We start from the raw sequence: 21,239 nt of genomic DNA, 5'->3' as shown, positions 1-21,239 counted from the left end.
ACGGACCTCTTATATATCAACATTTCATTGTAAGCTCACCTTTATTCACCGGTCCTTCCACCACCCAACGCCTGGTAGAGACTGATGACTGACTGCAAGTAGTCATAATTGTCTTGTACCTGTGTAAGCTGGGCACTGAGAAGTGATTGCTGGGCTGTGATAACATCCAGGTAGGTGGTCTGTCCCACATCCATCAGCCCGATGGTTGCATCCACGGCCTCTTCCAAAGCTTTCACCTGCTTGTCACGTTGCTGGCTCTTCTCACCGACGGTCTGGTAAGCAAACAGAGCGTTGCTCACCTCAGCACCGGCATCCAACACGGTCTGTTGGAAAGCGAGTTTTGCCTGCTCCTGCTGTGCCTTTGAAATCTTCAGGTTAGCAATCAGAGCGCCCCGATTGAAAATGGGCTGGGTCAACGAAGCGATGGCGTTCTTCATGATTTGTGCCGGGTTCAAGTTGCCCGTAGTTCCGTTCGTCCACCCCAAGGTTCCGGTCAAGGAAATTTTCGGATAGAATGCCGAACGGGCCTTATTGGTCAGGTAGAACGCATTGGCAAGCGACATCTCTGCAGCACGTACATCCGGACGGTTCGACAACAATTGCAAAGGAATGCCAGCATTGATATCCTCGGGCATCTGCTGGTCTTCCAAACGTCCACGTTCAATGTGTTGGGGTGCCATACCCAGCAAGGTGGAAAGTGAGTTCTCGGTCTCACGGATGGTCTGACGAATCTCGGCAATGCTGGCAGCCACGGCATAGCAACTGGCTTCCGTCTGGGCAACTCCAGCCTTGTTGGACATGCCTGCCTCCATCATGTCCTGCATCATGGAGAGGGTCTGCGACCACTTCACATGTGTCTCTTCACTAATCTCCAACTGACGGTCAAGCATCAGCAACGTGTAATAGAGACTGGCGATATTGGAAATCACCTGCGACCGCACCGCCTGTTCGTATGCCTCGCTTTGCAGCAAAGTAGCGCGCGCACTCCGTGAAGAGTTCAGCAAGTTACCGAAGAGGTCAACCTCCCAGCTGGCACTCAGCGGAGCCTGCCACGTACGGTACGAAGAGGTATTCTCCATCTTGGTGATACCGCCTTGCGGAGAAAGGGTAAATGCGGGCAAGAAGGACAAACGCGCACTTGTCAGAGAGGCTTTTGCCTGCTCTACTTGCAGGATGGCGGTCTGCAAGTCGGTATTGTTGGTCAAGCCTTGCTCGATGAGCGCCTGCAACTTCGGGTCACGGAACATCTCACGCCAGGAGATATTGCCCATGTTGGTCGTATCGCTGACCAGCGTATCGTTGACGGATACCGTATCCCGATATATCCCTTCAACGGAAATATCACTCGGGCGCTTATAGGAATTGTAGATGCCGCAGCTGCTGAACAAAGCAGCTGCGCCCATCAGTAATATTATCTGTTGTTTCTTCATTTTTCGTCTTTGTTTGAATATTGTTCAATATCCGGTTCAACCTCACTGCCGTCCATATCGGTCCATTCGATCGGTTTGAACTTCTCTTGCAGCCATTGGAAGACTACGAACAAAGTCGGCACGATGAAGATCTGGCATATCATACCAATCAACATACCGCCAATGGCAGAGGCTCCCAACGTACGGTTACCATGAGCACCGACGCCAAATGCGAACATCAACGGAAGCAAACCGATAATCATGGCGAGTGAAGTCATCAAGATAGGACGCAGACGGGCGGAAGCTCCGAGCACGGCAGCCCACGAGATACTCATACCCTGTTTACGACGGTCAAGAGCGAACTCAACAATCAGAATGGCGTTCTTCGCCAACAGACCCATCAACATAATCAAGGCAATCTGCATATAGATATCGTTTGACATGGTACCCAGCACCATCTTCAATGCCGGGATGCTGCCCAACGCCGCAAATCCGTTCACAAACAGGAAGCTTCCCAACAGACCGCAGGGGATGGAGAGCAACACGGCCAACGGCAACACATAGCTTTCATACTGGGCACTCAACAGCAAGTAAACGAAGACGAGACAGAGCACAAAAATCAATCCGGTCGTGTTGGTTGTCTGAGCCTCCTCACGTGCCATACCTCCCAACTCATAGCCGAAACCTGTGGGCAGGTTCTGACTGGCAACTTCCGAAATGGCCTGCAATGCCTGACCGGAAGTGTAGCCGGCAGCCGGCGATACCATTACTTGAATAGAGGTGTACAAGTTGAAACGGCTGATCACATCCGGACCATAGATTCTCTTCATGGTCACGAACTGGGTAATCGGAGCCATCTCGCCGTCACTGCCACGCACCTTGATGCTGTTCAGTGATTCCATGTTCTTGGTTGCATCCGGCTCTGCCTGAATCATGACACGGTACATCTTACCGAAACTGTTGAAGTTCGACGCATAGATACCTCCAAAGTATCCTTGCATGGTCGACAAGATGGTGCTCGGGCTGATTCCGGCACGCTTGCAGGCTGCAACATCGATATCCATCTGATATTGGGGGAAGCTCGGGTTAAAGTTCGTGGAAGCCGAGCTGATTTCCGGACGTTCTTCCAAGGCAGCCATGTAAGAGTTGACAACCTCAAAGAAGTGGTCCAGCGAACCTCCGGTCTTATCCTGCATGTTCAACTCGATATCGGTTGAAATGGAGTATCCCGGAATCATAGGCGGAGCAAAGAACAATACCTGTGCATCCTTAAACAGCTTCTGAGAACGCATGAACAGCGAAGCAACCACAATATCCGAACTCTGCTGCATGGAACGTTCTTCCCAGTCTTTCAACTTGATAATGATTGAACCGTAGGAAGGTCCCTGGCCACTACCGATAAAGCTGAAACCGGAAATCACGGTACGGGACTGTACGGCAGGCTCTGCGGCAATCAGGCTGTCAACCTTGTTGAGCACTTCCTGAGCACGCTCCTGAGAAGTACCCGGCGGCAAGGTTACGGCACCCATGATGGTACCGGTATCTTCATTCGGCACCATACCGGTCGGTGTAATGTTCATGAAGAATACCAACAGGGCAATCAATGCTCCCAGAAGACCGAAGGACAATCCTTTCCGGTGGATGAAGAACACGACATACTTGCGGTACTTGTTCAAGAGTGAGTTATAGGACTTGTTGAACGAAGCCTTGAACTTGTCAGTCGTCATGCCGGCAAAAGCCAGAATACTGATGATGATGAACAATATACAGAGCACCGGATGCTGGTCAAAGTTGAACATTCCGAAAATCATACCCAAGATGGCAATAATCACAAAGAGGATGACAATCTTCGGATTCAACCGCTTACCGATAGCGTCGGTGTACTTGCTGACCATAATCCGACGTGACTCCTTGTAAGCCGTATCCATACGCTCCTTCAGCGTCGTGTTCGAATTGTGAGGCTTCAGGAACAGGGCACACAAGGCAGGAGACAAGGTCAATGCGTTGATAGCCGAGAAACCGATAGCCAACGCCATGGTAATACCGAACTGCTGGTAGAACGTACCGGCTGTACCACCAATGAAGCTGACAGGAATAAACACGGACATCATGACCAATGTAATGGAAACGATAGCACCACCCAACTCACTCATGGCGTCGATGGAAGCCAAACGCGAAGACTTGTAGCCTTGGTCCAACTTCGCATGGACGCCCTCGACGACGACTATCGCATCGTCGACGACGATCGCAATGGCAAGCACCATAGCCGACAACGTCAGCAAGTTCAAACTGAAGCCGATCAGCTTCATGGCGAAGAAGGTCGCAATCAAAGCCACCGGAATGGCAATTGCCGGGATCAACGTAGAACGCATATCCTGCAGGAAGATATACACGACGATGAACACCAGAATAAATGCCTCGATCAACGTCTTGACAACCTCATGAATAGAAGCGAACAAGAAGTCATTGGCACTCTGTGCAATACTGAGTCCGATGCCGTCGGGGAGGTTCTTCTCATAGTCTGCAAGCACCTTCTCCAGGTTCTGGATGGTTTCTGTTGCGTTGGTACCAGCCATCTGATAAATGATACAGGTCACAGCCTTGTGTCCATTTACCATGTTGTTGAAACTGTAGTTCAAACGTCCCAGCTCCAGGTCGGCAACATCACCCAGACGGAGAATCTGTCCATCGGGAAGTGCCTTGATGACAATATCCTCAAACTCTGCCGCACTGGACAAACGTCCCTTATAACGGATGGTGTACTGGAACGACTGGTTACCGCGTTCACCGAACTGACCCGGTGCTGCCTCCACGTTCTGCTCGGACAATGCCGAAGTGATATCGCTGGGCAGCAGCTTATACTGAGCCATCACATCCGGTTTCAACCAAATACGCATGGAGTAGTCGGCACTCATCGCATTGGCATCACCGACACCGTTCACACGTTTGATTTCCGGAATCAGGTTGATACTGGCATAGTTCTCCAGGAACTCGATGTTGTATTTGTCCTCCTTGTCATAAAGAGAGAAGATCATCAACATGGATGTCTGGCGCTTCATTGTCGTCACACCCACCTGAGTTACCTCGGAAGGCAGGAGTCCCTGAGCCTGGGTCACACGGTTCTGCACGTTGACCTGTGCCATATCAGGGTCTGTTCCCTGCTTGAAATATACTGTAATACGTGCCGAGCCGTTGTTTGTAGCGGTAGACTGCATGTACATCATGTTCTCCACACCGTTGATCTGGTCTTCCAACGGAGAGATTACAGAGTTCAGCACCGTCTGGGCGTTGGCACCCGTATAGTTTGCGCTCACAGAGATCGTCGGCGGCGCAATGTCCGGATACTGGGTGATAGGCAAGGTTGCCAAGCCTATGAAACCCAAGATTACCAACAAGATTGAGATTACGGTTGATAATACCGGACGATTAATAAACTTATCTAGCCTCATAGTTGAATCATCACTTTTTAATTAAATGCTGTTTCCAAATTACCTTCACGCTGGTCTTTCAGAGCCTGCTGGTATTTGGCCTCTTTCTGTTGCGGAGTGATCGGCACAATCTTCTGTCCGTTCTTCAGAGTCTGAACGCCTTCGGTCACAATCTTATCACCGTTCTTCAAGCCCTCTGTCACAACAAAAGTCTTTCCGTCATTCAGGTTATACACCTTGATTTCCGTATGCTTCAAGGTACTGTCCGGCTGCATTACATAAACGAACTTCTTGTCCTGAATTTCCTGTGTCGCACTTTGCGGAATGACACAGACGTTCTCCAACGCATAAGGGAAGATGATATTACCCGAGCCACCGCTACGCAACACATTTCCCTTGTTGGGGAAGACCGCACGCATACTTACCGAACCGGTGGTCTGGTCGATGACTCCACTCACGGCATCAATCTTACCTTCGGCATCATACATCGTACCATCGGAGAGCTGCAGCTTCACTGCCGGCATCTTTTCCAGCTGTTCCTTCAGGGTTCCACCGGCTTTTGTCATGTTCAACAATTGCTTTTCGGTCATCGAGAAGTAAACATACATATCGCCGATTTCCGAAACCGTAGTCAACGGCTCTGCAATCGAAGCGCTGACCAGACTACCGACACGGTAGGGGAAAGTTCCGACTACACCGTCCGAGGGGCTGGTCACTGTACAAAAGCCCAGATTCTGCTGAGCGGCAACCAAGCTGGCTTTGGCTTGTGCCAAGGTAGCTTTGGCAGTCTCCAGGTTGTTCAACGCCGTCTGATAGTCAAACTGGCTAATGACCTTCTTATCATACAAAGTCTTCTTGTTCTGAGCCGTCAGCTCCATCGTGTGCAAGTTGGCTTCTGCCGATGCAACATTCGCTTTTGCCTGATTGGCTGCTGCTGCATATTGAGTCGGATCAATCTGGAACAAAGCCTGTCCCTTACGGACAGTGGCACCTTCATCCACGCACAATTTGACAATGAATCCTGAAACTTGCGGACGAATCTCGATATCCTGCATACCTTTGATTGTTGCGGGATACTGGGTAGTCTGCTGGCTTGAGGTGGAAGACACCGTCTCTACGGTGAATTCATTGTCACCCATCTTCATACCTTGGCTGCCGCCGCAGGCATTAAACAATAAGAGTGCCCCTGCACAAAGGACACCTGCACTTGAATAAGTGAACTTTTGTTTTGACTTCATATCCATATTATCTATTATAAATTGTTTTCTTTATACCCTGTTCTTTAAAAACTAAAAACTACGAAAAAGTTTCTCGTGCGCAAAAGTATATATTTGTTCGCTTTGTATCATACGCACACGTAGAAGTTTGGCGAACTTTAACTAAAAGGCAAACTCCCCTATAGGATGATTAACAGTCACGGCACAGCCATACAAAAACTTACCCCTGTCTCTCTCACGGAAGGTATCTTCGGCACGAGAAAGACAGGGGTAAGTTTTCAATTCAGAGAGGTGGCAGTTCCCTACTTGTGGACTTCAACAATCCGTGTAGGAGCCTGCTCGGCGTTCCGTTTTTCCGTCTGACGGACAAGTTCTTCTGCCAGTTGGATGAATGCCTGTCCCGTAACGGTATCTTCGTTGAGGGCAACCGGTTTACCGTCATCGCCTCCTTCACAGATGCTTTGTACGATAGGAATCTGACCGATCAAGGGAACCTTCATTTCAGCTGCCAGCTTCTTGGCTCCTTCCTTCCCGAAAATGTAATAACGGTTCTGCGGAAGTTCAGCCGGGGTAAACCAGGCCATGTTCTCGACCAAGCCCAGGATGGGGACATTGACCTTCTCATTTGTAAACATATTAATACCTTTGCGGGCATCGGCCAACGCTACCTGCTGCGGTGTACTTACCACTACGGCACCGGTCACTGCCAACGTCTGCACGACGGTGAGGTGTATGTCGCTGGTTCCGGGAGGCAGGTCAATCAGGAAATAGTCCAAATCTCCCCAGGCAGCATCACCGATAAGCTGCTTCAACGCGTTGCTTGCCATTCCGCCACGCCACAAGGTAGCCTGGTCCGAGTTGACAAAGAAGCCGATGGACAACAGTTTCACACCGTATTTCTCAATGGGGACAATCAGCTCCCGTCCGTCAATCATCTCGGCATAGGGGCGGGCATCCTCCACCTGGAACATCTTCGGCATGGAAGGACCGAAGATATCGGCATCGAGCAAGCCGACCTTATAGCCCAACTTCGCCAGTGCCACCGCCAGATTGGCTGCGACCGTGGACTTCCCCACTCCTCCCTTACCGGAAGAAATGGCGATGATGTTCTTCACCTGGGGCAGCAGCTTCCCGACTTCGGGACGTGCCTGCTGTACGGTTGTCACCGAAATGTTGCCGGCAATCTCGACATCTTCACCCACATACGTCAGGATTGCTGTTTCCGCCGCCTTGACAACCGACTTCATGAAGGGGTCGGTCGGCTTTTCAAAAATCAACGAGAACGACACTTTGTTCCCATCAATGCGGATATTGTCGTCCACCATACCCGCCTCCACGATATTCTTGCCTGTCCCGGGATAACGGACCGTAGACAAGGCATCTAATATAAGTTTCGGATAAATTGCCATATCAACTAGGTCTTAAGATTATGTTCATTCATAAAGTGTTCAAAGGTCAGCAGACTACTTGCTGGTTTGCAGACCGCTGCGTTTGCTGCGGTTATAGCTTCTGTAGTCATCCAGCTCGATTTCCACGTCCGGTTCCTGCAAGGCTCCGTCCTTCGGCAAACGGAACTTCACATACTTGATGGTCAGTCCCCGGTCCAGCCATTGCTGCTCGTAGTAAGTCCGGATGCCCAGGATGTCGTCCACCAGACCGGAATGGTACAAGTCATCGGTCATGAACTCCACCGGCAACCGGTTCGTCTCAAGCATGTAGCGCGTATAGGTGAACATGAAGTTGCTGTCGGTCTTGACATGTATCAGTCCGCCATCGCACAGGAAACGGCGATAGCGTTCCATGAAATAGGTGGACGTCAGACGTTTCGTAGCCTTCTTCATCTGCGGGTCGGAGAAGGTCAGCCAGATTTCACTGACTTCGTCCGGAGCAAAGAAGCGGTCGATTATTTCGATATTCGTACGCAGGAAAGCCACGTTCTGCAAACCTTCCTGCAAGGCTTCCGTCGCTCCGGTCCACATGCGTGCCCCCTTGATGTCCACCCCGATGAAATTCTTGTCAGGATACTTGCGTGCCAGTCCGACGGTGTATTCGCCACGTCCGCATCCCAGCTCCAGCACGATCGGATGGTCGTTCTTGAAAAAGTCCGCCTTCCATCTGCCTTTCATCTCAAAAGGTACATTATCTATCACTGAGTACGGATACTCGAACACGTGCGGATAGCTCCGCATGTCTGCAAATTTCTCCAGTTTGTTCTTGCCCATCTGCTTCACTTTAGTTGTTAACGCCGCAAAATTACGAAGAAAATGGAGCATACAAAAACGCAGGTTGCACAAATGTCGGTCTGTGCAACCTGCGTCAAGCATCTATAATCGAGCGGTTCCGCTTAGTCAAGCACGGTTACCCATCCGTAAGGATCGGGCACATCGCCATACTGGATGGCACGCAACTGCTGGTAGAGTCGGGTAGAAATCGGACCCGGCTTGCCATCTTTGGCAATCACGTATGACCGCTTGTTCTCCAGGTCATCGATACGTTCGATCGGGCTGATGACCGCTGCCGTACCACAAGCTCCTGCCTCTTCAAAGGTAGCCAGCTCTTCTTCAGGCACCGGACGACGTTCTACCTTCAGCCCCATATCCTCTGCCAACTGCATCAGGCTGCGGTTGGTGATGGACGGAAGGATGGACGTTGACAGCGGAGTGATATAGGTATTGTTCTTGATACCGAAGAAGTTGGCGGCGCCACACTCATCGATGTACTTCTTCTCTTTTGCGTCGAGGTAGAACTCGCAGGAATAACCCAGATCGTGTGCCATCTTGTTCGCACGCAAGCTGGCTGCATAGTTGCCACCCACCTTGAAGGTTCCTGTTCCGAGCGGAGCCGCACGGTCGAACTCGCGGATGATGACATAGGGATTGGTTGCGAACCCGCCCTTGAAGTAGGGTCCTACCGGTGTTACGAAGATGACAAACAGATATTCGCTGGCTGGATGCACGCCCACCTGGGCACTTGTACCAATCAGCAACGGGCGGATATACAGCGAAGCGCCACTCTCATAAGGCGGGATGAAACGTTCGTTCAGCTTCACCACCTTCTTCACCATCTCACAGAAGCGTTCAGTCGGAAGTTCCGGCATCAGGATGCCCCGGCAGGTGCTCTGCAGACGTTCCGCATTGGCTTCCATGCGGAAGATGCGGATCTTGCCATCCTTGCAACGGTAGGCTTTCAAGCCTTCAAAAGCCTCCTGACCGTAGTGCAACGAGGTAGCAGCCATGTGCAGGTTGATGGTCTCCTCGGAAGAAACTTCTACTTCTCCCCATTTTCCGTCGCGATAGTAACAGCGCACGTTGTAGTCGGTCCGCATATAGCCGAACGACAAATTCGCCCAATCTATTTCTTTCATTGTATCTAAAATTTTAAGGGTCTATGAACACCGCGTCAGGCTATCACTCTTCCCGTGTGCGAAGCTATCGCCCGGCCGATGCTCATATAAAAGAATTTACATGCAGCAAATGTATAGGAAAAGATTGCATAAAGCAAAGAAAACGAGGAAAGAATTTCACGCCAGCTGCAAACCTGCCGCAACGTAAGGTTACATTCTGTCACTCCGCGACCTTTTCCTTCCTCCCAGTTTGTCCATGTCCACCCATTCCACCTTATCGGCAACCAGCGGTCGTCCTACCACATTGTTACCGGCACTGCGGCGTGTCTCCGGAATAAAACGGACACTGACTCCGGTGATCTGCTCGGCACTGACTTCCTCGCGCGTGTCCACTCCCTGCCCCTTCATGCGCGGGGTATAGAAGAAGGTGCCTACGCCATCCAGCTTCACGGTATTGCCTACCGCCATGTAGTCGCTCATCACCTGACCCAGATTGGCCAATACCGCATACACGTCCCCGGGAGTCAGTGTGGACATCTCCGACAGTCTGTCGGCAATTTCACGTGTCCCGACGGGTCCTCCTAAAGCGACTCCCTGTGGATACCACTTCCCATTGATCGCCTTTTTTACTTTCTTGAAAAATGCCATAATCTTTATTTAATAGTGTTCAAATGCCATTCGAAGCCTCCCTGACTGCTGTCTGAGCCACCCTCCCCGACCCTCCTCCCAGGACCAGCTGCATCCATACGGCGGTTAAAGGACATACGGGTACGGGACAGACGAGATTAAACCCCGGCTTAGACAGACCAAAGTATTATACTTAGGCACCCTAAGTATTATACTTAGCCTGCCAAAGTATAATACTTTGGTCCTTCAAAGGTACGCATAATCGATGACTATCCCATGCAGGAACAGCCTTAATCTTTGGTCGGAACGTTTTTGTGCGCGGATGGGGGTCTGATGCGTCAGTGTTAATCCACTCAGGACTCTTCCTGCTGGAAGCCGTCGAGCATCTTGCTGATTTCGGCGTCCGCCTTGTACAGCTTTTCCTTGCAGAAGGTGAGCAGCTCCTGCGCCTCCTTGAGCGACGCGCTCAACTGGTCGATATTAAGCTCGCTGTTTTCCACCTGGGAAACGATTTCTTCCAACCGTTTCACCGCCTTCTCATAAGTCATTGTTTTTGTCGCCATATCGTTGTTGTTCGTTAAACTTGGGTTTCCGTTTGAGTGCCACCCGAGGGCTGTTCCACGACACTCGTTATTTCTCCTTTTGCCACGCGGGTCACCAGACGGACGCCTGCTGCCACCTGGGAGGGGTCCGTCACGGCACGTCCGTCCAGCAGCGTAATGCTGTATCCCCGTGCCAGCAGACGCTCGGGCGACAATGCCTGCGTCCGCTGTTCCAGCAGTTGCAGCCGGTGCCGCTCCCGGTCTATCCGGGAAGCCGTCAGCCAGGGAATGCGCTGCGCCCATTTCTCCAGTCGGTAGCGCTCCTCCAGCAATCCGGACTTCACCGCCGCGCGCAGGCGGTGGGAGCAGCGGTCCAGCCGACGCTCCTCCCGCAACTTGTAGTTGGCAAAGAGTGCAGGCAACCGGGACGAGCACTGTGCCATGCGCTGTTTCTCCCGTTCCAGCAGCGACAGGGCTCCCCGACGGAGGCGTTCGCCGCTGCTTTCCACCAGACGGGCGGACTCATGCACCCGTGCGATGAGGTACTCGGCAGCTGCCGTCGGTGTCTTGACCCGGGTATGCGCCACGGCATCCACCACCGTATCGTCGCGTTCATGGCCGATGCCCGTAATGATGGGCAGGGGGAACTGGGCGCAATTGGCTGCCAGCAGGTAGGAGTCGAAGCTGGACAGGTCGGAGGTCGCTCCGCCACCCCGGATGATGACCACGGCATCCCACGCCTCGGCACGAGCATAGATGCGGTCCAAGGCAGCGATGACGCTCGCCTCCACCCGCTCTCCCTGCATCATGGCAGGGAAAAGGCGGGGATAGAAGACATAGCCGTAAGGGTTATTTTCCAGCTGGTTGCAGAAGTCACCGTACCCTGCCGCCGTGGCAGAAGAGATGACTGCCACCCGTTGGGGGAGCAAGGGCATCTCCAGCTCCTTGTTCAGGGTCAGCACGCCCTCCTCCTCCAGCTGTGCCAGTATCTCCCGACGCCGACGCGCCATGTCGCCCAACGTATAGGAAGGGTCGATATCCACGATGTTGAGGGAGTAGCCGTAGAGTTCGTGGAAGCTGACGGTGACCTTCACCAGCACCTTGATGCCGGACACGAATGCCTGTCCCGTCTCCTGCTCGAAGTAAGGCTTCAGCAGTCTGTAGACCGGACTCCATATCATGCCGCGCGCCTTGGCTATCAGGTTGTTTCCACGGGCATCCTTCTCTATCAGTTCCAGGTAGCAGTGTCCGGACGCATTGCTGCGGACGTCGCTCAGCTCAGCCTGCACCCAATATTCGTCCGGGAAAGCCAGTTCCAGCCGGCTGCGTACCAGGTTGTTCAGTTCATAGAGTGACAGTGCTTCCATGAGACAGTCAGCGGTTTGCGTTCAGGTAGGCTTTCCACAGGCTCGGGATGCCATAGCCGAAGATGTTGTCCGGACACTCGAACCGGTCGCCCGAACGTCGCACCAGCTCCATGATTTCTTTCGCCGTCAGCTGCGGACAGGCCTGCCACAAGCAGGCAACGCCCCCACACAGCACCGGGGCGGAAAACGAAGTACCGTTGGCGGCGCTGACCCGTCCGTTGGGGCGAATCAGGGCGGTGTGTCCGCCACGTGCCATCACATCGGGCTTCACCCGTCCGTCAGCCGTATAACCGACGGACGAGAACGTGGTGTTCATGCCCCGTGCGTCCACGGCGCCCACGGTCAGCACATGGTCGGCATCAGCAGGAGGCGTAATCTTCTTCCACTGCTTGTCTCCCGAGTTCCCGGCACTGCACACGACAATCATCCCCTTGTCCGCTGCCATGGATGCCGAACGAGTCATCAGCGAGGTGCGTCCGTCCAGGTCACGATAACGGTAGTTCCTGGACCGGTCGTCAAAGGCATAATATCCCAGCGACGTATTGACGACGTCCACCCCCACGCTGTCGGCATACTCCACCGCCTGTGCCCAGTAGTCCTCTTCCGCGAGACATTCGCAGTCCGGGTCTTCCGAACAGAACAGCCAATAGGATGCCTCCGGCGCCGTACCGACCAGGGTATAAGGATGATTGGCCGCCATGCAGGAGAGCACACTCATCCCGTGGTCCAACTCGGCATAGACATCCCAACCCGGATGGACAAAGTTCCGGGTGCCTTCAATCTTCACATTCTGCAACAGGGGGATGGCATCGGCATTCAGGAAACCGCCGTCAATGACTGCCACGGTCATCCCCTGTCCACGGAATCCTGCCTGATGGAGCTTGTCTGCTTCAATCATCTCGACCTGATTCTGGGCGGGACCGTAATAGTCCTTGAACTCCTGCCGGAAGGGATTCACCTGCTTCTTCCGGTTGGCATCCCGGGGAGGAATGCTGTCCGGAGACGTCCAGACTTTCAGAACACCCGTGACGAAAGGCAGGGCTTCCACACGCTCCATACGCGCCGTGTCTGCCGTCTCGACCAGTGCCGTATTGTTCCACCGGCTGGTACCGACGACCTTCACGCCCTCCGTTTCCAGGCGGTTCAGATAAGCCGACGGCACAGGCAGGTCGGTGGAATCGACGGCAAGTCCTTGCCGCTCCCGACGCTCCAGCGCCTTCTGTGACAAGAACTCCTGCGGCTTCGACAGACTGTACGTGGTCGCCTTCTTGTCGGCAAGCATCACGCGATAGCGATACAAAGGATTGCCGGCAAACAGGTTGCCGGCAAACAACATACTAACAAATAAGATACAACAAGTCTTCTTCATGATTACGTTATGGTTGTTCAATATACATTCCTATTCCGCGTTGGGAAGCTATCAAGGCTCCTCCGACGACCCGCTTGCCCACATAGAAGACGGCGGACTGCCCCGGAGTGATGGAGGAAGCCTCCGCCTGGAAGTGGACGAGCCAACGTCCGTCATCGAGCACCTTCACGTCACAAGGGATGGGCGTACTCCGGTAGCGGATGCGTACACTCAGTCCTTCTTCCCGGAAGAACCGCTCCGCATCGACCATCTTGGGTTGCTCCACCAGCATGTACTCCGTTCTCAGCTGTTCCGCGTCGCCCAGCATCACCGTGTTCTTCTCCGGGTTCAGCTTCAAGACGTAAGCCGGCTTTCCCAAGGCGATGTCCAGTCCCTTGCGCTGTCCGATGGTGTAATAGGCAAAACCTTTATGCGTTCCCAGCGTCACGCCGGCTGCATCGACGAACTTACCGGCCCCGATACGCTCATCCAGGTCGGGCACTTGCTGACGCAGGAAGTCACGGTAGTCTCCGTCGACAAAACATACCTCCATGCTCTCCGCGCTCTCCGATTTGGCTACGAGCCCCTTCTCGCGCAAATATTCACGCACCGAGACCTTGGTATAAGTCCCCAGGGGAAAGATACACCGGCGGAACACCTGTTCGTCCACCCGCCACAGGAAGTAGGACTGGTCCTTCCTGGGGTCATCCCCCGCCACAATATAGACATGGCCGTCCACCTCCTCCAGGCGCGAATAGTGCCCGGTCGCGATGTACCGGCAGTCCAGGCGGTCCGCCCAGTCGGTCAGCATACGGAACTTGAACAGCGGGTTGCACATGGCACACGGATTGGGCGTGCGACCGCTCATGTATTCGTCAATGAAATTCTGTACAATCACCTTGCGGAACTCTTCACGCACGTCCGCCACATGGTGTTCGATGCCCAAACGCTCTGCCAGGCTTTGAGCTTCCAGTATATAGTCAGGCAGTTCCTGGTCCGGGGACGAGAACTTCGAGGGAGAATCCCACGTACGCATGGTCACTCCGACCACCTCATAACCTCGCTCCTGCAGCATCATACAAGTGGCTGTACTGTCAATACCGCCACTCATTCCCACTAAAACTTTCTTGTCATTCATCGTCTTTCTGTTTATGTATTGCGAACGGCAAAGATATTATTTTCACTTTGTTTGTACTGTTAAACTATTCTATTTTTCAGCAAAGACGAAGAGAGGAAAAGAAATTATACAACGCAAAAGGGCTACCTTTGCACCACTTCTTAACAACCATACCACATGACGACACACACAGGAACAGCAACCGAGCTTGGCACACTGCCCATCAGAAAACTGTTGACACAGTACTCCATTCCCGGCATCATTGCCATGACTGCGGCCTCCTTATATAACATGATTGACAGCATCTACATCGGACAGGGCGTAGGTGCGATGGCCATTTCCGGCCTGGCTCTGACCTTCCCGTTCATGAACCTGGCTGCCGCCTTCGGCTCCCTGGTGGGAGTGGGTGCCGCCACGCTGATTTCAGTCCGACTGGGGCAGAAAGATTATGACACCGCCCAAAGCATCCTGGGCAACGTCGTCCTGCTGAACGTCATTATCGGACTTGCCTTCGGGTTCATATCCCTGATATTCCTCGACCCCATCCTTTATTTCTTCGGTGCCAGCGATTCCACCATCGGTTATGCCCGCGACTTCATGCGGGTCATCCTGCTGGGCAATGTCATCACCCACATGTATCTCGGACTGAACGGTGTGTTGCGTGCGTCGGGACACCCCAAGCAAGCCATGATTGCGACCATCAACACGGTGGTGTTCAATGCCATCCTGGCTCCCATCTTTATCTATGGATTCAAGTGGGGCATCGAGGGAGCCGCCTTGGCGACCGTCCTGTCACAAGCCATCTCCCTGCTACGGCAGATACACATCCTCAGCAACAAGAATGAACTGATTCATCTCCAGCGGGGCATCTACCGGTTCAACCGTTCGATTGTCACCAACATCATTGCCATCGGCATGTCTCCCTTCCTGATGAACCTGGCGGCCTGCTTCATCGTCATCCTCATCAACAAAGGTCTGAAGGATTATGGAGGCGACTACCATATCGGCGCATACGGCATTGTCAACCGGGTCGGTTTCTTCTTTGTCATGATTGTCATGGGACTGAACCAAGGCATGCAGCCCATCGCCGGCTACAACTTCGGGGCGCAGCTGTTTGACCGCGTCATCCGCGTCCTGAAGCTCACCATCTACAGCGCCACCTGTGTCACGACGGCAGGCTTCCTGATCGGTGAGCTCTGCCCCCACCTGGTTGCCTCGGCATTTACGACCGACGAACAAATGATTGACCTGGCAGCCAAAGCCATGCGCATCATGGTCCTCTTCTATCCCATCATCGGGTTCCAGATGGTGACCACCAACTTCTTCCAAAGCCTGGGCATGGCGAAGAAGTCCATCTTCCTCTCCCTGACGCGCCAGCTGCTCTTCCTCCTGCCCTGCCTGCTCTTCCTGCCTCCCTGGCTGGGTGTGAACGGCGTCTGGTTCAGCATGCCGGCATCCGACTTGCTGGCTTCCATTGTGACGGCATGGCTGCTGTGGATCCAGCTCAAGAAATTCAAAAAAATGCAGGCGGCATGAGGCACCGTTACCTCACCCGACTGCATTCTTCCCTTTCTCTCTTTATAGACAACCTTTTGTAGAGGGTAGCGTGTAGTTGTAGATGTCGCGTCGCACAGCCATGCGCAATGCACGGGCAAATGCCTTGAAGATTCCTTCAATCTTATGGTGTTCGTTCGTTCCCTCGGCATGGACATTCAGATTCATCCGGGCGGCATCACTGAGCGACTTGAAGAAATGGAGAAACATCTCCGTCGGCATTTCCCCGATCCGTTCGCGACGGAACTCCGCCTCCCAGACCAGCCACGGACGTCCCCCGAAGTCCAGTACGACCCGGCACAGGCAGTCGTCCATCGGCAGGCAATAGCCGTAACGTTCCATGCCCCGCTTGTCACCCAACGCCTTCAGCAGACACTCACCCAATGCCAGTGCCGTGTCTTCAATGGTGTGGTGCTCATCGACCTGCAGGTCTCCTTTGACACGGATGGTCAGGTCCATGTTGCCATGCCGGGCTATCTGCTCCAGCATGTGGTCAAAGAATCCCAATCCGGTCGACACCTCGCACTGTCCGCTTCCATCCACCCCAAGCTGTACATAGACATCCGTCTCCTTCGTCACCCGGTGAACAGTCGCCGTCCGCTCACCAGCGAACAGGAACTCTGCGACACGGTCCCAGTCGGGAGTAGCCAGCACACAGACCTCCTTCAGGTCGTCCGGGAGTCCTTCCTCTCCCTCGTGCAGCCAGATGGCACGACACCCGAGATTCTTCGCCAGCTCCACGTCGGTCAGGCGGTCGCCGATGACATAGCTGCCCGGCAAATCGTATTCATCCGAAAAGTAACGCGTCAGCATGGCTGTCCCCGGCTTGCGCGTCGGGGCGTGCTCCTCCGGGAACGTACGGTCAATGAACTCCCGGTCAAAATCAATACCCTCGCCTGCCAACGTCTGCATCACCAGACGATGTACTCCCCAGAAGGTCTCTTCCGGGAAGGAAGGAGTTCCCAGTCCATCCTGGTTGGTGACCAGGGCAAACTCAAAGTCCAGCTTCCGGCGGATGAACGCCAGGTTGCGGATGACACCCGGATAGAACTGCAGCTTCTCATATGCATCCAGCTGGTAATCGACAGGAGGTTCCAGGACCAACGTCCCGTCACGGTCAATAAACAGTACTTTCTTTTTCATAGGCTTATCTTCAAACGGCTTCATGGGACAAGGCTTCCAGCAAGGCATCATTCTCCTCGGACGTGCCGACCGTGATGCGCAGACAGTTGTCGCAAAGGGTGATGTGCGAACGGTTCCGCACGATGATGCCCTGCTCCACAAGGCGGGCATAAATACCGTTGGCATCGGTCACCTTCGCCAGAAAGAAGTTGGCATCGGTCGGGTACACCTGCAGGCAACAGGGCAGCCCGGCGAATGCTTCCATCAGCCGTTCCCGCTCTTTCAGCAACACATCGACCCACTGCTGCACCTGCAACGGCTGCTGCAGCATGTGAAGTGCTTCGCGCTGGGTCAGCAGGTTGACATTATAGGGATACTTGATTTTGTTCAGGATGGCTATCACTTCCGGATGTGCACAGGCGATGCCCAGACGGATTCCCGCACAACCCCATGCCTTGGAGAAGGTCTGAAGGATAACCAGATTCGGACGCTCCTTCAGTTGCCCCAGCAGGGAAGGTCCGGAAGAAAAGTCGATGTAGGCCTCATCGACCACCACCAACCCGTCGAAAGCATCGAGCAGGCGTTCCATCTCCGCACGGTCCAGGCTGTTGCCGGTCGGATTGTTCGGGGAACAGAGGAACATCAGCTTGGTCTGCGCGTCTGCCTTCCGGAGCATGTCATCGACACGGAAGCGGAAAGCATCGTCCAGCGGGACCTTGCGGTATTCTACATTATTTATAGCCGCACAAACCTCATACATGCCGTATGTCGGGTCAATGGCTACCACGTTGTCACACGCCGGTTCACAGAACGCCCGGAACAGCAGGTCTATCGCTTCATCACTTCCGTTACCCAGGAAGATAGAGTCAGGGTCAACCCCCTTCACGGCTGAAAGGGCTTGCTTCACCTCTCCCTGCAGAGGGTCGGGATAGCGGTTGTACGGCTGGTTGTAAGGGTTTTCGTTTGCATCCAGAAAGACCGACGCCGTCTTCCCCTTATATTCATCGCGTGCCGAAGAATAAGGTTTCAGCCTTCGGATGTTCGGCCGCGTCAGTTCGTCTAAAGTTCTCATGTCACTGGTCGTTTAAATTCATTGTAAAGACAAGAGCCGCAAGGTCACGGCATTCTTATGTGCATCAAGCTGCTCACCGGACGCCAGCTTCTCAATCGCCGGTCCAATGTTGCGTATACCCTCGGGCGACAAATCCTGAAACGTGATTTTACGCACGAAGCTGTCCAGATTGACGCCACTGTAAGCCCGGGCATACCCGCTGGTAGGCAATGTATGGTTGGTGCCGGAAGCATAATCTCCCGCACTCTCCGGCGTATAAGCTCCCATGAACACAGAACCGGCATTAACTACTTTCTCAGCCAGGGATGTGTAGTCTTCCACCTCCAGGATAAGGTGTTCGGGAGCGTAGGCATTCGCCAGTTCCATAGCCTCCTCCATGCTGTACACCAGGATCAGCTTGCTGTGCTCCAGCGAACGGACCGCCAGTTCCCGACGAGGCAACTTCTCCAGCTGGACCTGCACTTCCTCCCGGACGCGTTCCAACATCCGGTCCGACGTCGTCACCAGGAGAACCTGACTGTCTGCCCCGTGCTCTGCCTGTGAAAGCAGGTCGGCTGCCACAAAAACCGGGTTTGCTTTTTCATCGGCGACAACCAGCACCTCCGAAGGACCGGCAGGCATGTCGATAGCTACCTCATGAAGCGACACTTGTTGCTTCGCCGCCATGACATACTGATTGCCGGGACCGAATATCTTATAAACCTTCGGGACAGTCTCCGTCCCGTACGCCATGGCTCCGATTGCCTGAACTCCTCCAGCCTTGAAGATACGATGTACTCCGGCAAGGCGGGCGGCATAGAGAATGGCAGGATTGACCCTTCCCTCCCTGTCGGGCGGGGTACAGAGCACAATCTCCCGGCATCCGGCAAGACGGGCAGGCACCGCCAACATCAGGACCGTGGAAAACAGCGGAGCCGTTCCGCCCGGTATGTACAACCCGACTTTCTCGATGGGGACTGCCTTCTGCCAGCACACCACACCGGGAGCCGTCTCAATCTTTTTTCCCTGAAAGCGCTGCGCCTCATGAAAGGTCGCTATGTTCCGCTCAGCCTGTCGCAAGGCATCCTTCAGTTCCTCGGGAACCAGCTGCTCCGCTGCCTCCATCTCAGCTTCAGTCACCTGAAGAGAGGACAGACTCACCCGGTCGAACTTCTCTTCATAATCCAAGACTGCCCGGTCACCCCGTGTCCGTACATCCGTCAGTACCGTGTTAACCGTAGCGTATAAGGCTGTCATATCAATGTGCGGACGTTCCAGCAAGGAAGTCCACTCCGCGCGTTCCGGATAACGAATAACTTTCATCATAATATCATCTTTTCAATCGGAAGTACCAGAATGCCCTCTGCACCCAGCGACTTCAGTTTACCAATAATCTCCCAAAAACATTTCTCGTCCAGCACCGTATGTACCGAGCTCCATCCCTCCTGTGCCAACGGCATCACCGTGGGGCTCTTCATGCCGGGCAGGACTGCAATAATTTCCTTCAGCCGTTCATTGGGGGCGTTCATCAGTACGTACCGTTTGTCCTCCGCACTTTTCACAGCCTCGATGCGGAACAGAAGCTCTTTCAGAACGTCCCTCTTTTCCGGCGTCAGCTGACGGTTGGCTATCAGTACAGCCTCCGACTGCATCACGACTTCCACCTCCTTCAGGTTATTGCTAATCAGCGTCGAACCCGAGCTGACGATATCAAAAATCGCGTTTGCCAGTCCGATGCCCGGAGCTATCTCAACAGAGCCTGTAATCACATGGATATCGGCATGAACCCCTTTGGAACTCATATAGTCTTTCAAGATACAAGGGTAAGACGTGGCGATGCGTTTCCCTTCAAACCACGACACATCCGTGTACTCCTCCTCTTTGGGAATCGCCAGGGACAGGCGGCACTTACTGAACCCCAGGCGGCGCACCACCTCGGCATCTTCCTGCCGCTCTACAAATTCATTCTCTCCCACAATGCCCAGATCGGCAACTCCTCCGGCAACAGTCTGCGGAATATCATCATCGCGCAGGAACAGTACTTCCAACGGGAAGTTGGCAGCCTGTACCAGAAGGGTTCGTTTAGATGTACTCAATTTGATTCCTGCCTCTTGCAACAAGGCCATGGTGTCTTCAAACAAACGGCCCTTGGACTGAATGGCAATACGTAACATAGTTCTTTTCTATTTAGTTTAACATCATTGCATGGATACAAAAAAGGCTTACCGTTGGGTAAGCCTCTCAAATCTTTTTATCATACGACTACATACGACAACACAGCCTACCGAGAATCTTCGTTAGGGCAATGATGATGGAATGTAGTGTTTGTTCTCATACGTTTCTCAATTGTTTCGATGGCGAAAGTAGGACATTCCGTTTGAAAATGCAAACATTTAGAGTGATTTTATTTTCAAATTATCAAATCCGAGCCATACGGACTGTCATTTTATAGTCCGGGAACCGCTTCCGAAAGCCTCCATGCACGGCTTCTCCGTACAGAAAGCGGAAGAAACTTCCTTTACTCCTCCTCTTCCAGTTTGCACGACTGGAAGCCCATCTCTGCCGCCTTCTCCTTCGAAAAGGTGAAGTAGGTGCAGACAGCCTGGGTGCACAACACGCCGGCTTCATTGTACAACCCGGCTTCCAACGTCACCAGGTTACGGCGTACCTCCTTGATATGTGCCCGTAAGGTCAGGTGGCAGTCATTCGTCGATACGGGTTTCAGATAACGGGTCTCCATCTTGGACGTAACGCCGGTAGTCTGCAACTTACGCACAATCACCCAGGCACAAATCTCGTCCAGCAAGACCGCCTGTATGCCGCCGTGCAACGTGTCAATCCACCCTTGGTATTGCGGCTCCGGATGCCATACGCTCACCACCTCGTCGCCGTCTTCATAGAACTCCATCTTCAGGCCGGAGGCATTACCCGGCGCACAGCCAAAACAATTGTAGCCCTCTTTATGTAGCCACGGATTCTGGATTTTCTTCATCATAATAACAGTCTCTAGTGTTAGAATTCAGCGAACGAACCGTCCGTACGCCCGCCTTGTTGCCAAATTTCTTGCAAACAAAATTAAGCGTAAATTCTCAGTTATAGAAACAAATGGGGTAT

17 protein-coding genes are annotated in these 21,239 nt (G+C 53.3%); 1 reads left to right on the top strand and 16 read right to left on the bottom strand.

Features of this window, described 5'->3' with window-relative positions:
• Positions 1-41 precede the first annotated feature (41 nt).
• The 11 genes from C8275_RS07615 to mnmA form a co-directional block, all read right to left on the bottom strand.
• Positions 42-1,430 carry an efflux transporter outer membrane subunit gene (locus C8275_RS07615; RefSeq protein ID WP_106484692.1) on the bottom strand — a complete coding sequence of 463 codons (1,389 nt, stop codon included), beginning with the start codon at positions 1,428-1,430 and terminating at the stop codon, positions 42-44.
• Positions 1,427-4,858: an efflux RND transporter permease subunit gene (locus tag C8275_RS07610; RefSeq protein ID WP_106484691.1), complete on the bottom strand. Its 3,432-nt coding sequence runs from the start codon at positions 4,856-4,858 to the stop codon at positions 1,427-1,429. Before C8275_RS07610 ends, C8275_RS07615 begins: the two co-directional genes overlap by 4 nt.
• A 17-nt stretch (positions 4,859-4,875) precedes the next feature.
• Positions 4,876-5,982 carry an efflux RND transporter periplasmic adaptor subunit gene (locus C8275_RS07605; RefSeq protein ID WP_369861211.1) on the bottom strand — a complete coding sequence of 369 codons (1,107 nt, stop codon included), beginning with the start codon at positions 5,980-5,982 and terminating at the stop codon, positions 4,876-4,878.
• A gap of 374 nt (positions 5,983-6,356) precedes the next feature.
• The gene (locus tag C8275_RS07600; RefSeq protein WP_106484689.1) at positions 6,357-7,463 is read right to left on the bottom strand and encodes an Mrp/NBP35 family ATP-binding protein; all 1,107 of its coding nucleotides are present in this window, start codon (positions 7,461-7,463) and stop codon (positions 6,357-6,359) included.
• Positions 7,464-7,517: 54 nt separating this feature from the next.
• The gene (trmB, locus tag C8275_RS07595) at positions 7,518-8,276 is read right to left on the bottom strand and encodes a tRNA (guanosine(46)-N7)-methyltransferase TrmB (protein ID WP_106484688.1); all 759 of its coding nucleotides are present in this window, start codon (positions 8,274-8,276) and stop codon (positions 7,518-7,520) included.
• A gap of 122 nt (positions 8,277-8,398) precedes the next feature.
• Entirely contained in the window at positions 8,399-9,418 is a 1,020-nt protein-coding gene (locus C8275_RS07590; RefSeq protein WP_106484687.1) for a branched-chain amino acid aminotransferase, read from the bottom strand.
• A gap of 189 nt (positions 9,419-9,607) precedes the next feature.
• Positions 9,608-10,045 (bottom strand): HU family DNA-binding protein, encoded by a 438-nt coding sequence (locus C8275_RS07585; protein ID WP_022386015.1) that lies wholly within the window; start codon positions 10,043-10,045, stop codon positions 9,608-9,610.
• Positions 10,046-10,377: 332 nt separating this feature from the next.
• Entirely contained in the window at positions 10,378-10,587 is a 210-nt protein-coding gene (gene xseB / locus C8275_RS07580) for an exodeoxyribonuclease VII small subunit (RefSeq protein ID WP_022386014.1), read from the bottom strand.
• A 14-nt stretch (positions 10,588-10,601) separates the two neighbouring features.
• Positions 10,602-11,933, bottom strand: a complete 1,332-nt coding sequence (gene xseA / locus C8275_RS07575) for an exodeoxyribonuclease VII large subunit (RefSeq protein ID WP_106484686.1) — start codon at positions 11,931-11,933, stop codon at positions 10,602-10,604.
• A 7-nt stretch (positions 11,934-11,940) separates the two neighbouring features.
• Entirely contained in the window at positions 11,941-13,302 is a 1,362-nt protein-coding gene (locus C8275_RS07570) for a S8 family serine peptidase (RefSeq protein ID WP_106484685.1), read from the bottom strand.
• Positions 13,303-13,309: 7 nt separating this feature from the next.
• Entirely contained in the window at positions 13,310-14,434 is a 1,125-nt protein-coding gene (gene mnmA / locus C8275_RS07565; RefSeq protein ID WP_255414001.1) for a tRNA 2-thiouridine(34) synthase MnmA, read from the bottom strand.
• A 141-nt stretch (positions 14,435-14,575) separates the two neighbouring features.
• Between mnmA and C8275_RS07560 the strand changes: the two genes are divergently transcribed.
• Positions 14,576-15,934 carry an MATE family efflux transporter gene (locus C8275_RS07560; RefSeq protein WP_106484683.1) on the top strand — a complete coding sequence of 453 codons (1,359 nt, stop codon included), beginning with the start codon at positions 14,576-14,578 and terminating at the stop codon, positions 15,932-15,934.
• 42 nt (positions 15,935-15,976) lie between these two features.
• On the opposite strand, the gene hisB is transcribed toward C8275_RS07560, so the two are convergent.
• From hisB to C8275_RS07535, 5 genes are all read right to left on the bottom strand, one after another.
• Positions 15,977-17,095: a bifunctional histidinol-phosphatase/imidazoleglycerol-phosphate dehydratase HisB gene (hisB, locus tag C8275_RS07555; protein WP_106484682.1), complete on the bottom strand. Its 1,119-nt coding sequence runs from the start codon at positions 17,093-17,095 to the stop codon at positions 15,977-15,979.
• Positions 17,096-17,105: 10 nt separating this feature from the next.
• The gene (hisC, locus tag C8275_RS07550; RefSeq protein ID WP_106484681.1) at positions 17,106-18,146 is read right to left on the bottom strand and encodes a histidinol-phosphate transaminase; all 1,041 of its coding nucleotides are present in this window, start codon (positions 18,144-18,146) and stop codon (positions 17,106-17,108) included.
• A gap of 18 nt (positions 18,147-18,164) precedes the next feature.
• Positions 18,165-19,448, bottom strand: coding sequence for a histidinol dehydrogenase (gene hisD / locus C8275_RS07545; RefSeq protein WP_106625765.1), 1,284 nt, complete (start codon positions 19,446-19,448; stop codon positions 18,165-18,167).
• Positions 19,448-20,299: an ATP phosphoribosyltransferase gene (gene hisG, locus C8275_RS07540; RefSeq protein WP_022386006.1), complete on the bottom strand. Its 852-nt coding sequence runs from the start codon at positions 20,297-20,299 to the stop codon at positions 19,448-19,450. Before hisG ends, hisD begins: the two co-directional genes overlap by 1 nt.
• Positions 20,300-20,643: 344 nt before the next feature.
• Positions 20,644-21,117 (bottom strand): PaaI family thioesterase, encoded by a 474-nt coding sequence (locus C8275_RS07535; protein ID WP_106625764.1) that lies wholly within the window; start codon positions 21,115-21,117, stop codon positions 20,644-20,646.
• Positions 21,118-21,239 lie beyond the last annotated feature (122 nt).

The sequence above is a fragment of the Bacteroides sp. Marseille-P3684 genome (assembly GCF_900291465.1).
GTDB lineage: Bacteria > Bacteroidota > Bacteroidia > Bacteroidales > Bacteroidaceae > Phocaeicola_A.
The sequence above is the reverse complement of the archived record's forward strand: the minus strand, read 5'-3'. Positions and strand labels throughout refer to the sequence as shown.